10 protein-coding genes and 1 pseudogene are annotated in these 13,072 nt (G+C 57.2%); 1 reads left to right on the forward strand and 10 read right to left on the reverse strand.

Annotation, left to right across the window (positions count from 1 at the left end):
* Nucleotides 1-356: 356 nt before the first annotated feature.
* The 10 genes and pseudogenes from QMK58_RS19690 to ggt form a co-directional block, all read right to left on the reverse strand.
* Entirely contained in the window at nt 357-611 is a 255-nt protein-coding gene (locus QMK58_RS19690) for a hypothetical protein (protein WP_320395296.1), read from the reverse strand.
* Nucleotides 612-1,334: 723 nt separating this feature from the next.
* A complete protein-coding gene (locus QMK58_RS19695; protein WP_320395297.1) occupies nt 1,335-2,081 on the reverse strand; it encodes a hypothetical protein in 747 nt (248 codons plus the stop codon).
* Nucleotides 2,074-2,439 carry a hypothetical protein gene (locus tag QMK58_RS19700; RefSeq protein ID WP_320395298.1) on the reverse strand — a complete coding sequence of 122 codons (366 nt, stop codon included), beginning with the start codon at nt 2,437-2,439 and terminating at the stop codon, nt 2,074-2,076. The genes QMK58_RS19695 and QMK58_RS19700 overlap by 8 nt, the downstream gene beginning before the upstream one ends.
* A gap of 51 nt (nt 2,440-2,490) precedes the next feature.
* Nucleotides 2,491-3,234 (reverse strand): hypothetical protein, encoded by a 744-nt coding sequence (locus QMK58_RS19705; RefSeq protein ID WP_320395299.1) that lies wholly within the window; start codon nt 3,232-3,234, stop codon nt 2,491-2,493.
* Nucleotides 3,227-6,733 carry a T6SS effector BTH_I2691 family protein gene (locus QMK58_RS19710; protein ID WP_320395300.1) on the reverse strand — a complete coding sequence of 1,169 codons (3,507 nt, stop codon included), beginning with the start codon at nt 6,731-6,733 and terminating at the stop codon, nt 3,227-3,229. The genes QMK58_RS19705 and QMK58_RS19710 overlap by 8 nt, the downstream gene beginning before the upstream one ends.
* Nucleotides 6,733-7,602 carry a DUF4123 domain-containing protein gene (locus QMK58_RS19715; protein WP_320395301.1) on the reverse strand — a complete coding sequence of 290 codons (870 nt, stop codon included), beginning with the start codon at nt 7,600-7,602 and terminating at the stop codon, nt 6,733-6,735. The genes QMK58_RS19710 and QMK58_RS19715 overlap by 1 nt, the downstream gene beginning before the upstream one ends.
* A 172-nt stretch (nt 7,603-7,774) precedes the next feature.
* Nucleotides 7,775-9,057: pseudogene (tssI, locus tag QMK58_RS19720) on the reverse strand (type VI secretion system tip protein TssI/VgrG); the annotation flags it as partial.
* Between the two features lie 86 nt (nt 9,058-9,143).
* On the reverse strand, nt 9,144-9,662 hold the full coding sequence (locus QMK58_RS19725) for an Hcp family type VI secretion system effector (protein WP_053161394.1): 519 nt from the start codon (nt 9,660-9,662) through the stop codon (nt 9,144-9,146).
* Between the two features lie 418 nt (nt 9,663-10,080).
* Complete coding sequence (locus QMK58_RS19730) at nt 10,081-10,614, reverse strand: cysteine hydrolase family protein (RefSeq protein WP_053161397.1); 534 nt, start codon at nt 10,612-10,614, stop codon at nt 10,081-10,083.
* Nucleotides 10,615-10,682: 68 nt separating this feature from the next.
* Nucleotides 10,683-12,410, reverse strand: a complete 1,728-nt coding sequence (gene ggt / locus QMK58_RS19735) for a gamma-glutamyltransferase (protein ID WP_053161399.1) — start codon at nt 12,408-12,410, stop codon at nt 10,683-10,685.
* 137 nt (nt 12,411-12,547) lie between these two features.
* Between ggt and QMK58_RS19740 the strand changes: the two genes are divergently transcribed.
* Entirely contained in the window at nt 12,548-13,060 is a 513-nt protein-coding gene (locus QMK58_RS19740) for a methylated-DNA--[protein]-cysteine S-methyltransferase (RefSeq protein WP_053161401.1), read from the forward strand.
* The last annotated feature ends 12 nt before the right edge of the window (nt 13,061-13,072 follow it).

A 13,072-nucleotide genomic window follows, 5' to 3' on the forward strand; every position in this document is an offset into this window, starting at 1 on the left:
ACTCGCTGCATACTAATTCCATTCACGACGCTACGGTTTGGCGTAATCGATCCCAGACTGACCCTGAACCGATTCCCCTAAAAGCGACTGGAAGTATTGAGTTTTGCGCCACGCATTGATGTAGGAGTTATCTGCAAGCAACGAAGGAAATGCCCTGAAATTTGATCCGGGGTGTTGCGCTACCTCTCGAGCTGACAACCGTAAAGCTGTGCCCATGATGATGTGTCGTTACAGGGTTTCCAGCAGGGCAATCATTGGCTGAGGATGGCCATTATCGGCTGCACGTAAAAATGCTGGTGCTGTTGATAAAGACCAGCAACTGGCATCCAAAATAGATCTTTTACCACCTGCAACCGTCAGTCAGTGCTCATTGGCACATTCACCTTGGCTTTGATGAAGGGCACGCCGGGAGATAAATAAGGCCTGATGAAATCAGCCACACTTTCCTTATGCTTGCGTTTGCAAAAAACATTTAGACTCCAGTTCGTCTTATAGTCATTCCCCGCCAAAATGACGCTATATTTTAAATCCACCACCTCTCTATTAGTCGCAATGGCCAACTGTGTAAGCTCCTCCCACTTGAAAGCATGGTGATGATATTGGGTGTGCATGGCTTGATAATCCTTCGAATTGGCCATCGACAAGTACATCAAACCCATCCCCCCCCCGGACCTATGAGCGCACCGATCAAGAACGCAGGATCAAGGGTTGCAAGAAAGAAGGCTGACTCATCCCGCTATAGACGGAGTACATGATGAATCCAGCCCCAACTATTACAACGGACATAAATACGAACATGCAGTTAGCCACAAACGTATTGTAATTACGCGCCCGTATCGTCCAGCCCAATAATTCGGGCTCATTGGCGTATTTCCAGTGCAACTGCGGCGGCAACTCAAGGGCTTTGTTAAAGTTAAACATCGTCAAGCTCATCGCTCATTGACAGGGGAACAATCAACTGCAAGGGCTGAATGTGTTTATTGGCCGGCAGCACACCACTCTCTTGCGTCAGTTCGCTGGTAAAGACATTGTTGAGCCGGTCTGCTTCATTCGTGGTTCATTCCAACGCCAGTCGAAACATGTATCCCCGGAAGTCCGAGCGCTGACGTACGTCGGGCGGATAGGTAATCTCCAGTTCCAGGATCGGCCGTCGGGTCGTGGTTTCGACCCACACCTGCCACTGCCGGTGCTGGTCTGTAGCGGCATAACGGAAGTCCGCCGGCCTGACTGTGCGGGCGGGCGGGCACGCTGGGCAGTTCGCCGAGCTGTTGTGGAACGGACATCTATATCAGCCGTTTCGCGCCGCTTGCGGTTAAACACCCATGGCATCGTAATTAGTTCAGAACATCCACTTTTCCGACAATACAAGGAACGGCAGGCGGTAAATGTGTTTTGACCAAGGTTACTACCTCATTTTTTCTATCGCGTTTAAAAAACACATACAGACTCCCTTCGGTCATGTAAATAGAACCTTCCTTCGGCACGCTATAGCCAACCTCCACCATATCTCTATTTGTCGCGATCGTTAGTTTTGTCAGTTCATTCCAATGAAAAAAATGATTGTGATATTGAGTATGTAGCTCTCGGTAGCTCTTTGAGTTCGCCATTGACAGGTACATCAACCCCATCCCCCCCGGACCTATGAGCGCACCGATCAAGAACGCAGGATCAAGTGTTGCAAGAAAGATAAACATCACTGCCGTTATGCCCGCAAACCACTTTACAAACGGCAATACCCATTTGGGAAAGTCTTTCCATTTGCAATACTCCACACCAGATTCCGTGAAGCGATAGGCGAAATTCATGCGCTGATGGGTCATCCAAGAAATCACAAATGAAAAAAACATATAGAAACACAGGCAAAATACAAATTTGGAGGCGACACTTTCATTTGCATCAGCCGTCGCATACAAAAAATAAGACCACCCCATAATCACCAGAGACATAAACGCAAACATACAATTAGCCACAAACGTATTGTAATTACGCGCCCGTATCGTCCAGCCCAATAATTCGGGCTCATTGGCGTATTTCCACTGCAGTTGCGGCGGCAAATCAAGGGCTTTGTTAAAGTTAAACATCGTCACGCTCATCGCTCATTGACAGGGGAACAATCAACTGCAAGGGCTGAATGTGTTTATTGGCCGGCAGCACACCGCTCTCTTGCGTCAGTTCGCTGGTAAAGACATTGTTGAGCCGGTCTGCTTCATTCGTGGGCCATTCCAACGCCAGTCGAAACATGTATCCCCGGAAGTCCGAGCGCTGACGTACGCCGGGCGGATAGGTAATCTCCAGTTCCAGGATCGGCCGTCGGGTCGTGGTTTCGACCCACACCTGCCACAGCCGGTGCTGGTATGTAGCGGCATAACTGAAGTCCGCCGGCCTGACTGTGCGGGCGGGCACGCAGGGCAGTTCGCCGAGCTGTTGTGGAACGGACATCTATATCAGCCGTTTCGCGCCGCTTGCGGTTAAACACCCATGGCATCGTGATTAGTTCAGAACATCCACTTTTCCGACAATACAAGGAACGGCAGGCGGTAAATGTGTTTTGATCAAGGTTACTACCTCATTTTTTCTATCGCGTTTAAAAAACACATACAGACTCCCTTCGGTCATGTAAATAGAACCTTCCTTCGGCACGCTATAGTCAACCTCCACCATATCTCTATTTGTCGCGATCGTTAGTTTTGTCAGTTCATTCCAATGAAAAAAATGATTGTGATATTGAGTATGTAGCTCTCGATAGCTCTTTGAGCTCGCCATTGACAGGTACATCAACCCCATCCCCCCCGGACCTATGAGCGCACCGATCAAGAACGCAGGATCAAGTGTTGCAAGAAAAATAAACATCACTGCCGTTATGCCCGCAAACCACTTTACAAACGGCAACACCCATTTTGGAAAGTCTTTCCATTTGCAATACTCCACGCCAGATTCCGTGAAGCGATAAGCGAAATTCATGCGCTGATGGGTCATACCGACGATCACCAAAAACATGGCCGTACAAAAAAACACACAAGACAATGTACGCCAAGGCTGACTCATCCCGCTATAGACGGAGTACATGATGAATCCAGCCCCAACTATTACAACGGACATAAATACGAACATGCAGTTAGCCACAAACGTATTGTAATTACGCGCCCGTATCGTCCAGCCCAATAATTCGGGCTCATTGGCGTATTTCCATTGCAGTTGCGGCGGCAAATCAAGGGCTTTGTTAAAGTTAAACATCGTCACGCTCATCGCTCATTGACAAGGGAACAATCAACTGCAAGGGCTGAATGTGTTTATTGGCCAGCAGCACACCACTCTCTTGCGTCAGTTCGCTGGTAAAGACATTGTTGAGTCGGTCTGCTTCATTCGTGGTCCATTCCAACGCCAGTCGAAACATGTATCCTCGAAAGTCCGAGCGCTGACGCACGCCGGGCGGATAGGTAATCTCCAGTTCCAGGATCGGCCGTCGGGTCGTGGTTTCGACCCACACCTGCCACAGCCGGTGCTGGTCTGTATCGGCATAACTGAAGTCCGCCGGCCTGACGGTGCGGGCGGGCACGCTGGGCAGTTCGCCGAGCTGCTGGGGGTCGACCCAGTTGCCGTTAAGAAACTGGTCGTGGACGGCGGCGGTGTTCAAGGTGCGCAGATCACCTTCGGAAAAATGGCTCTTTTCCACCAGCCACGGTTGCAAGGTCAGCGCTTTGCCCGCCACTGCGACGGGCACCTGGATCTGTACCCAGAAGCCCAGCCCCCTGCTCGGCATCCGGTCGCCGTCGTAATGCAAGGCTCTGCCCATCACGGTGGGTCGTTGCAGGGTTTCCAGCAGGGCGAACATTTGTTGGGCATGGCCTTCATCGCCCTGCCACTCGGGTATAGCCCCGCGCCCCCAACTGCAACGGTGCAGCCACAGACGCAGCCCTTCACGTTTGTAACGGTTGGCGGCCATGGTGATCATCAGATAAGCGATGCCAAGGCCGGCCAATATGACTGTTACCGGGGTGGACATGACCCAGGCAAAACCAAACCAGTAACCGAGACCTGCGCCAGCCAGTTGGCTCGCGGACACTAGCGTCATCCCGAATACCACACCAAATTTTGTCCAAAGCAGCGCTTCCTCCTGCTTACTGGTGGCACTATCGACATCATGGGAAATCTGCCAAGCCTCAAGCCCGGCCGCAACAGCCCCCAAGGCCGCCCACGTCACCGTGCGCCAAATCAGCCCTTTCGAAAACGTTGCAAACTCGTTGGCTACCGCAGCCTTGGCAGCCTCTCCTTTGGCCAGCCCTTGTTCAGCGGCAGACAGCCAACGTTTATAAGCTACCTGAGCCACCTTGAGCGTTTCCGCACCCAGCTCACCAACCATCCCCCCCGCCCGACTCCACGCCGGCCCCACCCACAACGCCGCAACGGCATTGCCCGCATACGCCGCATTGGCCCCGACAACCCGCCACTCCTGCGCGGAAAACCGCCCGTCGTTCTGCGCCTGCCGAGCGCTGTGATGCAGGTTCCAGGCGTTCAGGCCGACCAACAGGGCCGGCAGGGCGTGGCCCAGGTTCTGGTTCATCCAGGCTTTCGTGCGGGTTATGTGCTCATAGGTGCCTGTCAGCTTGAGTTGGGCCAGCACTTCGCTTTGCCCCAGGTCGGCGAGCCAGTGGTTGATTTGCACCAGCCCCGCCGCAAGCCGCGTGTGGCCCGAGGCGTGGGCGAGGATCTGGTTGGGGCGGCTCAGGAACAGGTTTTTCAGTGAGGCTTCATGGGCCTGCTGGGCAATGCGCGCGGCGCGTTGATCGTACGCCGCGCCGGGGCGCAGCAGCACCCTTTGGGCGACGTTGATCCTGTTCTTGACGGCCTCGACCTCCAGCAGCCAGGCTTGATAATCACGCGGGTAGTTTGGGTTGAAGAGCAGTTGCGTGGCGCTGGAGATTTCGCTGGAGATCAGCACCTGGGGCACGGCGAGGATAAGCCCTGCCTGCTGCTTCATGGCCGGCAGCAACATGCCACTGAGCCCGTGCCAGGCCTCCTTCGCCTGGTGGTTGGCGACCTTGATCAAGGTTGTCATGGCCTGCCTGGCCGTGCTGCTCATGGCCTGGTAGAGCTTGCTGTTGCGCAGCGTCTCCAGGTCCAGTACCGCCTTGATTTCGCTGAAGCGAGTGGCGAGGTTTGTCGCGCCCGCCGCCGAGGCAGGCGTCAGGACCGGCGAGCTGCCGTTCCCTTCACGGCCCTGATAGTCCAGTTTGCCGGTGGTGCTGAAGTTGTGCGACACGGTCCTGATCAAGGTGGCGACTTCGGCATTGAAATTGAACAGCGCCATGCCGAACAGGGTGCTCGGTTGGCGGGCCTGCGCGCACAACCACAGTTGGCCGTTTTCGCCGTTGCCCAGGACGGTGTAAAGGGCGTGGGCGGTTTCCAGTAACTGACTGGCGTGCCCTTCATCGCAGGTATCGTGGTAGACCTCCTCCGCGCCCGGACCCAGCTGATCCAGCCAGGTCAGCAGGTCGCGCTCGCTGCGCTGGCCATGCTCGCGCAGCCGCCGCGCCTCGGCGGTGGTCTGACGCAGGTACTGCTGTACGTCGTCAAAGCGCACATCTTCGCGCCACAAGCGCTTGGCGTTCCACTCTTCCAGGGCCTGCTGCCATTGGCGATGATCGGGCAACTGGCCCCATCTGGCCTTGAACGAGGCCATGCCGGCTTCCACGGTTGAGGTGGCGCCCAGCGTCACCAATCCCACCTGGTCGGCGGACGCCAGGTCCTTGCCGCACTCGACTTCATCCTGGGCTTTCAGGAGCGCATACAGGTCATCGTTGCAGGCTTGACGTTGCACCGGGTCGGTCAGCGCGTCGGGCACAAACGCCTCGGTATCAAACCCGCACAAACGCTGCACGGCGATTGCGCTTTCCACCGGGTATTGATGCAGGCTTTCAAACCGGCTTTGCTCCAGGAGGCGACCGGTCAGGTTCACGGTCAGGTCATCGATCAGGGCCAGCGGATCATCCAGGGCGATAAACAGCGCGGTGTCCTGTTCCGGCACCCGGCCCCGTACCAGCGCCTCTTCGAACGCGGCCTTGAAGGGCGCGCCGGGCTCCGTCGCGGTGGTCGGCAATAGCGTACTGGTAAAGCCGGGAGGCGTTGCGCCGTAGACCAGGATATCGGCCACGCTATTGCCCAGCTCGGTGATCAGGCCGCCATGGGCGACCTCGCCAGTGCGGCAAAAACCCGGCAGATCCAGGCTTCGCATCCATCGGCTGTGTGCAGTCGCACTGTTGCGCATCAACTCGCACAGGCGCCACGTCCATTGCACCGGCGAATAGGCGAGCCGCAACTGGCTACGTCGCGGGTACAGCAGGTAGGGATGGGTTTCGCCCGGGTTGTGGCGCACGTCCTGATGCAGCTGGGCGTCCGTCCACGGGTGCCGCGTGAAGTGTTCGCCGTGTATCTGATATTCATGGAACGTCTGGTCGACGCTGTTCCAGACGTAGAGCCAGCCATCGCGCAATTGCCGCAGGGTATAGCTGCGGGTCTGCAGTGCAGGCGGTGGCCTGGACCAGCCGGCGGGCAAGGCATGCGGCCCTTGGTGGCTGCCCTTGGCTGATGGTGATTCGTCCAGCGCATAACGCACCGGAAAAATGGCTACCTCGGCATGTTTCAAGGGGCACTGGCCCATGCCCATGGGCGCATTGCTGAACATCTGGTTACGCCTGGCCTGCCTCAGCAAGTATTCCGCGGTGGGCTGGTTCATCACAGTTCCTTGTTCAATTCGAAGTCGCTGTCCATTTGCTGGATACGTAACTCTGGAGCGAGCCTGGGGGCATCGGGGGTACGGACCAGCCATTGCTGATAGGGTCCATCGGCACGCAATGTAAAACCCTCGCCCCAGCGCAGGCTGTATTCAACCCAGATCGCGAGGCTGCGCTGGGTGCCAAGCCCCCAGGCCTGAGCCTCATTCAGACGGTCATGGAACCATCGAGTCAGCTGGCTTATGTCTATTCGAGCGAGGTGCTGAGGAAGGCTCTGTTCGAGGCTTTGATGCAGTTTCTCCATGAACCGCCAGCGTGCCGCCTGATCCAGTGCGCCCAATTGGGTTTCTCCCAATTGAGCGCATGAATCAACCCACTCGGGCGACGGCGCCGCACGAAAAATGCTTCGCCACTCGAGGGATACAACAGGCTCCCAGGAATGCGGATGTTCAGGAACGTGCCAGGCATCTATAGGGCCAAGCACAGTATCCAGCTGCGCGCCTTGATAGCTGCCCAACCAATGGCGCGCCACCAGCGGGTCGGCAAAACGCAGCAAACCATTGCCGCCCAACACATCTGGCGGAGCTATGAAGCGCCGCAAATGAGCCGCTACGACACTCATCGGCGCCAGGCTGTACAGCAGGCTCGCATCAGGTTGACCGGTAGCGCTTCGGCATGTCTCGTTAACGAAGCCTGATGAACCGCGAATCGAGACCAGTATGGGGCCAAGATCATTCAGCGCAGCCCATCGCGTGCCCAGGTACAAGGGTTCAACTTCAACCGACTCATCGAGTTGATACAGGCTCGTCAGTGCATTGGCACGCAATACACCATCGATCAGCAAGTAGTTGGCCGGGGAATCAATACTCATGTCGCACTTTCCTCCTCTGCCTGCTGACAGATTTCGCAACGTGGGGTAGCGCTCTGCAATGCTCGCCGCTGAGCCAGGACCAAAAGAGGTGACGCAGATAGCTCCTCCAACATGCCTGGCAGCAGTGGAGCCGCAGCGACGCCCGCAAGCGGCGCACCGCCGACTTGAATCTCTGTATGCCGATGCGCGGGATAGTCACCGCGCCAAATTGTTCACCCGCCCACGCGGATGACACCCGCAGCCAGCAGCTGCTCTTGTCACTGTTGCGCTCGGCGCGGTCCCAATGGAACTCGACCTTGACCCGCCCATGTTCATCGCAAAAGATCTCCTCCCCCGCAGGACCGGTGACCCGGGCGGTCTGGCTGACCAGCTGCGAGGCGCGCGCGAGCAGCGGCGGACGATAAAACACGTCCCAGGGAATTGCGCCAAAGCTGTTGCGATAGCCCTGGGTAAAGCCGTCTTCAGGCTGGACGTCGCTGCTGACCGACTCTTCAAGCACCTGGGGTTGTTTGCCCCGGTGATGGACACTGAGCAGCAACCACAAGTCGTTGTAGGCTTGCCGCGGGTGTTCGCTCAGGCCAAAGAAATGACCGCTGCGCAGGCTCGGCTGGTCGCTTTGGCCTTCGGCCAGTTGGTAGTCGACACGGTGCCGCTCCAGCGCCTGACGGGCCAGTTGTCGGCCGAGTTTTTCATTCTCGATCAGCGCCGGGTAACGGTAGTCTTCGAGTGCCGGGGTAAACCCGGCGGTGAACTGGCTTTCCAGCAAGCGGCTGGGGCGTTTCAAGTCATAGCCGCGGCGCGTGGCCGTGCTGGTTCGGGTGCTCAAGCGCAGGGAGAACTGGCTGACCACCGGATGCTCGGCGACCAGGCCAGAACCTGGCTGACAAGGCGTTTCGCCGAGTTTGGGGAACCAGGTCTGATCGTCGCTGAAGACCAGGTGATGCCCTTCCGGGCTGTGTTGATGGTGCCAGGCAATCCCGTCTTCGCTGCACAGCCGCTGGATGAAGTCGAAGTCGCTTTGCCCGTATTGCGTGCAGTATTCACGCACGGGACTGGTGCTGACGTTGAAGGTCACGGCATCGCCGAGAATACCGTGCCCCTTGAGGACCTCGGCAATGATCTGCGGCACGCTCTGGTGCTGGAAAATCCGCTCTGCAAGTAGTGCAGCGCCGGCACCAGGGTCAAATGGTAGCGCGTCAGGCGCTTGCCGGACGCACCGACCGACACCTCTTCGATACGCCCATGAAGGCCTTCGCCGTTGTGACCAAACCGGAGAAAGGCCGGCTGGCTGAGCGGGCTCTCCAGGTCCAGATCCGGGTACTCGCTGACCAACTCCACCCGGATCGCATACAAGGTGCTGATGCTTTCGACACCGTCAAACGCCAGGACCTTGAAATCGTTGCGCACAGAAGGGATCAGCAGTTCGAAATGCGCGGTATTGGCCGGCGCGAACATAGGCTTGTCCTCAGGATCGGAGTAAAGAAACGCGCGTAAGAGCGGGCAAGCGCATGGACAGTCCAAGACTGTCCATGCGGTCAGTCTTAGCTGGCGGCCGGCGTACGCCAGTCATCGAAACCTGTGGTGCCGCTCACCACATGGGTCCAGGTGATCTGGCGATAGGAGAAGTGCACGTCCTGCAAATGAGTGAAATGTGAGGTTGAGGGGTCCTGGCAGTTGTGCATGTAGTCCTTGATTTCGACGATGATCGCGTCTACCAGTTTGGTGGTGTAGTAGTGCTCCTGAGTACCGGCGGCTGAAGTGCGGTACCACTTGATTTCAATCTCCGTCAGTCGCTCACCGGAACTCAAGGCTTCCAGCAACAGGGGCGAAGCCTTGTCAAAAACCTTGGTGATGACCACGGGTTTATGCACGCGCTGGCCGGTTGGCTGACCAGATTGCGGGTCGCGCGGGATGATCATTTCGTGTTGGAATCCCTGAACCATGACCTGGTCTTCATGACCCTCCTGGTAGGTATTGCCCACCGAATCCGCGGTGAAGGCACCGGCGGTGATCAGACCTTGTTTGGTGCCCTTGATGGACATGTAGGCGGGTGTAGCCATTGATGCTCTCCTTGTTGAAAAATCAGGACTTGAAGGCCGAATTGCCAGCCAAGCCTGGAGGAGAGATCAACAAGGTTCGTGCCATTTAAAAAATATCTTTAAATAACAACATGTTAGATCAGCACATGTAACAGGATATGATTTTTTGCCTAAAAACCGCGTCCAAAGTGCGCAAGAAGTTGCGCAGTGCTGCGCAACTTCTTGCGCACTTGACTGCAGCCCTTTAACGACGGGGCCTGGAGCAGATCACGGGGGGCTTTTCAAGGAAATGAGTGCGCAACTTTTTGCGCACACTGGCTATAAGCCTTCACTTCCCTGAGGGGTAATCAGTTACCACAGGGACGGAACATCCACCGAACCTTTCAACTGATTACCGCTATCCGAGCAGCCTCGCTTCCACAGTGAAGATGAGGTGTTTTCAGAGCTGGATATCTTTCGCCGCCTGCACGTCAATCCGCGCCACGGAACCTGTCAGGTGCGCCAGATCCTTGTTGTGCTCGGCGATGATGTCTTCGGCTGTGAGATTGCCGTTGTCGACGGTGGAATGCGCGTCGGCGGCGAGCACCACGTCGTAGCCCAGTTTCAGCGCCTGACGCACGGTGGCATTGACGCAATAATCGGTTTGCAGGCCGCACATGATCAGGCGTTCGAAGTCCTGTGCCGGCAACAGCTTTTGCAGGTTGGTCTGGTAGAACGAATCCCCGGTGGTCTTGCGTACGCGATGATCCGTGGAGGCGGTTTGCAGCCCTTCGGCCAGCTGCCAGCCAGGGGCGTCATGGGCCAGAGGACTGCCCGTTTCCTCGTGTTGAATGAGCACCACCGCAACCCCGGCATCGCGGGCCCTGGCGCTGAGTGCGTTGATCGTATTGATGACCCGCCCGATCTCGAAGCATTCATATTCGCCTGAGCATAGCGCTTGCTGGACGTCGATGATTAACAATGCAGTGGTCATGATTCCTTCCTTGAAATGTCGATGGATCAGGGGACGAACATAGGCTCGCCCCCTTTGAAAAACAACCCTCAATAACCCAGCGACAAGCCCGTGTTACGCCGCGGATCGTTGGCCCCGTAGAAACGGTTGTTGCCCACCGGCTTGCCACCCAGAGATGGCGCACCCACGAGGATCGCGGCCAGGTGGTTGGCATCCTGGGGACCGGCGAACTTGTGACCCCAGCTTTCGAGGATTTTCACCGTGTCGGGGCTGGTGGTGAAGGCTTCCAGATTGGTCTCTTCCGGCAGCCACTGCTGGTGGAAACGCGGCGCGTCGACCGCTTCCTGAATGTTCATGCCGTAGTCGATCACGTTGAGCATGGTCAGCAAGGTTGCCGTAATGATGCGGCTACCGCCCGGCGTACCGACCACCATCACCACCTTGCCGTCCTTGGTGACGATGGTCGGGCTCATGGACGACAGCGGCGCCTTGCCGGGCGCGATGGCGTTGGCCTCGCCCTGCACCAGACCGTACATGTTCGGCACGCCGATTTTCGAGGTAAAGTCGTCCATTTCATCGTTGAGGATGACCCCGGTCTTGCTCGCCATGACACCGGCACCGAACCAGTCGTTAAGGGTGTAGGTCACCGACACCGCGTTACCCCATTTATCGACGATGGAGTAATGGGTGGTGTTGCTGCCTTCATGGGGCGCCACGCCCGGTTTCAACTCGCTGGAGACCGCTGCTTTTTGTGGGTTGATCGCTTCGCGCAGTTTGGTTGCGTAGTTCTTGTCCAGCAGGTGGGCAATCGGGTTTTTAACGAAATCCGGGTCGCCCAGGTAACTGTTGCGGTCTACATACGCGTGGCGCATCGCTTCGATCTGGTAATGCATGCCCTGAGCCGAGTGATAGCCCAGATCCTTCATCGGATAACCTTCGAGGATGTTCATGATCTGGCAGATCACCACACCACCGGAGCTCGGTGGCGGTGCCGAGACCACGTGGTAACCCCGGTAGTCGCACTCGATGGGGGCCAGTTCGCGGGTCTTGTACTTGTCGAGGTCGGCCTGGGTGATGATGCCCTTGTTGGCCTGGCTGGACGTGACAATGGCGTCGGCCACCCAACCTTTATAGAAACCGTCGCTACCCTTCTCGGATATTTCCCGCAGGGTTTTGCTCAGGTCCTTTTGCACCAGTTTCTGTCCGACCTTCATCGGTTCGCCGTTGCTGAGGAAAATCGCGCCGGAGTCCTTGATGTCTTTCTTGAACACGTCGGTGGCGTAGTCCAGCAGATCGACGTCGCCCTGTTCCAGGACGAAACCGTCTTCAGCGAGCTTGATGGCCGGGGCGATGATTTCCTTGCGCGGCTTGGTGCCGTACTTCGACAACGCCAGCTCCATACCGGATACCGTACCCGGTACGCCGACGGCCAGGTGCCCTCGCGTACTCAGGTCAGGAACGACGTTGCCATCCTTGTCGAGGTACATGTTGGCGGTCGCGGCCAGCGGGGCTTTTTCGCGGAAGTCGAGGAAGGTCTTGCGCCCGTCCGCCAACTGAATGGTCATGAAACCACCGCCGCCGAGGTTGCCCGCCGCCGGGTACACCACCGCCAGCGCATAGCCCACCGCGACGGCGGCATCGACGGCGTTGCCACCGTTCTTGAGCACATCCACACCGACATGGCTGGCCAGGTGCTGCGCGGTGACCACCATGCCGTTTTCCCCGGTAGCCGGGGCCACAGAGGCAGCGTGGGCAGTCAGGCAGCTGAGCGCTAACGAGGTCGCAATCAGCGTTTTGGCAAAAGGTTCGTACTTCATGAGTCAGTCTCTTCTTCTTATGTAAGTAGGAAAACTCGTCAAAAGCAGTAGCCAAGTATGGTCGGGAATACGTATTGCGCCTCCCCGTCGAGGCAGTATCCTTAACGCTTGTTCAGCAATTTCGCGCGGACCTCGGCATGACCTATACCTACATGACATTCGCCTCCCCGGTCGGCGAATTGAAGCTGGTCGCGAAAGGTTTACGACTGGCAGCCATCCTCTGGGAAAATGACAAACCCGGCCGGGTAAGGCTCGGGCCGATGAGTGAAGCGCCGGACAATCCGGTCTTGCTGAAAACCGCTCGGCAGTTACGCGAATATTTTTCCGGCAGCCGCAATCGCTTCGAGCTGGATCTGGATTTTGTCGGGACGGTGTTTCAGAAGAAGGTCTGGGCGGCGTTGCTGACCATTCCGTTCGGCGAGACCCGCAGCTACAGCCAGATCGCTGAACAAATCGGCAATCCGACGGCGGTCCGGGCAGTGGGCGCGGCGAATGGCAAGAACCCGATATCGATTGTCGCGCCTTGTCATCGAGTGATTGGCGCGTCGGGAAAATTGACCGGGTTTGCCGGCGGGCTGGAGGCGAAGGAGTTATTGCTGACGCTGGAAGGCGGACACTGGACCGGAACACCCCGCCTCCCCGGCTTTTAATCGTGTAGGAGC

The organism is Pseudomonas sp. P8_241 (assembly GCF_034008315.1).
In the GTDB taxonomy this organism is placed as follows: domain Bacteria; phylum Pseudomonadota; class Gammaproteobacteria; order Pseudomonadales; family Pseudomonadaceae; genus Aquipseudomonas.

What these genes read in the sequence shown, in the direction of transcription:
- QMK58_RS19715 (WP_320395301.1), bottom strand. Translation starts at nt 7,602, where the DNA reads ATGAGTATTGATTCCCCGGCCAACTACTTGCTGATCGATGGTGTATTG.
- QMK58_RS19700 (WP_320395298.1), bottom strand. Translation starts at nt 2,439, where the DNA reads ATGTCCGTTCCACAACAGCTCGGCGAACTGCCCTGCGTGCCCGCCCGC.
- QMK58_RS19705 (WP_320395299.1), bottom strand. Translation starts at nt 3,234, where the DNA reads ATGTTTAACTTTAACAAAGCCCTTGATTTGCCGCCGCAACTGCAATGG.
- QMK58_RS19695 (WP_320395297.1), bottom strand. Translation starts at nt 2,081, where the DNA reads ATGTTTAACTTTAACAAAGCCCTTGATTTGCCGCCGCAACTGCAGTGG.
- QMK58_RS19690 (WP_320395296.1), bottom strand. Translation starts at nt 611, where the DNA reads ATGCACACCCAATATCATCACCATGCTTTCAAGTGGGAGGAGCTTACA.
- ggt (WP_053161399.1), bottom strand. Translation starts at nt 12,410, where the DNA reads ATGAAGTACGAACCTTTTGCCAAAACGCTGATTGCGACCTCGTTAGCG.
- QMK58_RS19710 (WP_320395300.1), bottom strand. Translation starts at nt 6,733, where the DNA reads ATGAACCAGCCCACCGCGGAATACTTGCTGAGGCAGGCCAGGCGTAAC.
- QMK58_RS19725 (WP_053161394.1), bottom strand. Translation starts at nt 9,662, where the DNA reads ATGGCTACACCCGCCTACATGTCCATCAAGGGCACCAAACAAGGTCTG.
- QMK58_RS19730 (WP_053161397.1), bottom strand. Translation starts at nt 10,614, where the DNA reads ATGACCACTGCATTGTTAATCATCGACGTCCAGCAAGCGCTATGCTCA.
- QMK58_RS19740 (WP_053161401.1), top strand. Translation starts at nt 12,548, where the DNA reads ATGACCTATACCTACATGACATTCGCCTCCCCGGTCGGCGAATTGAAG.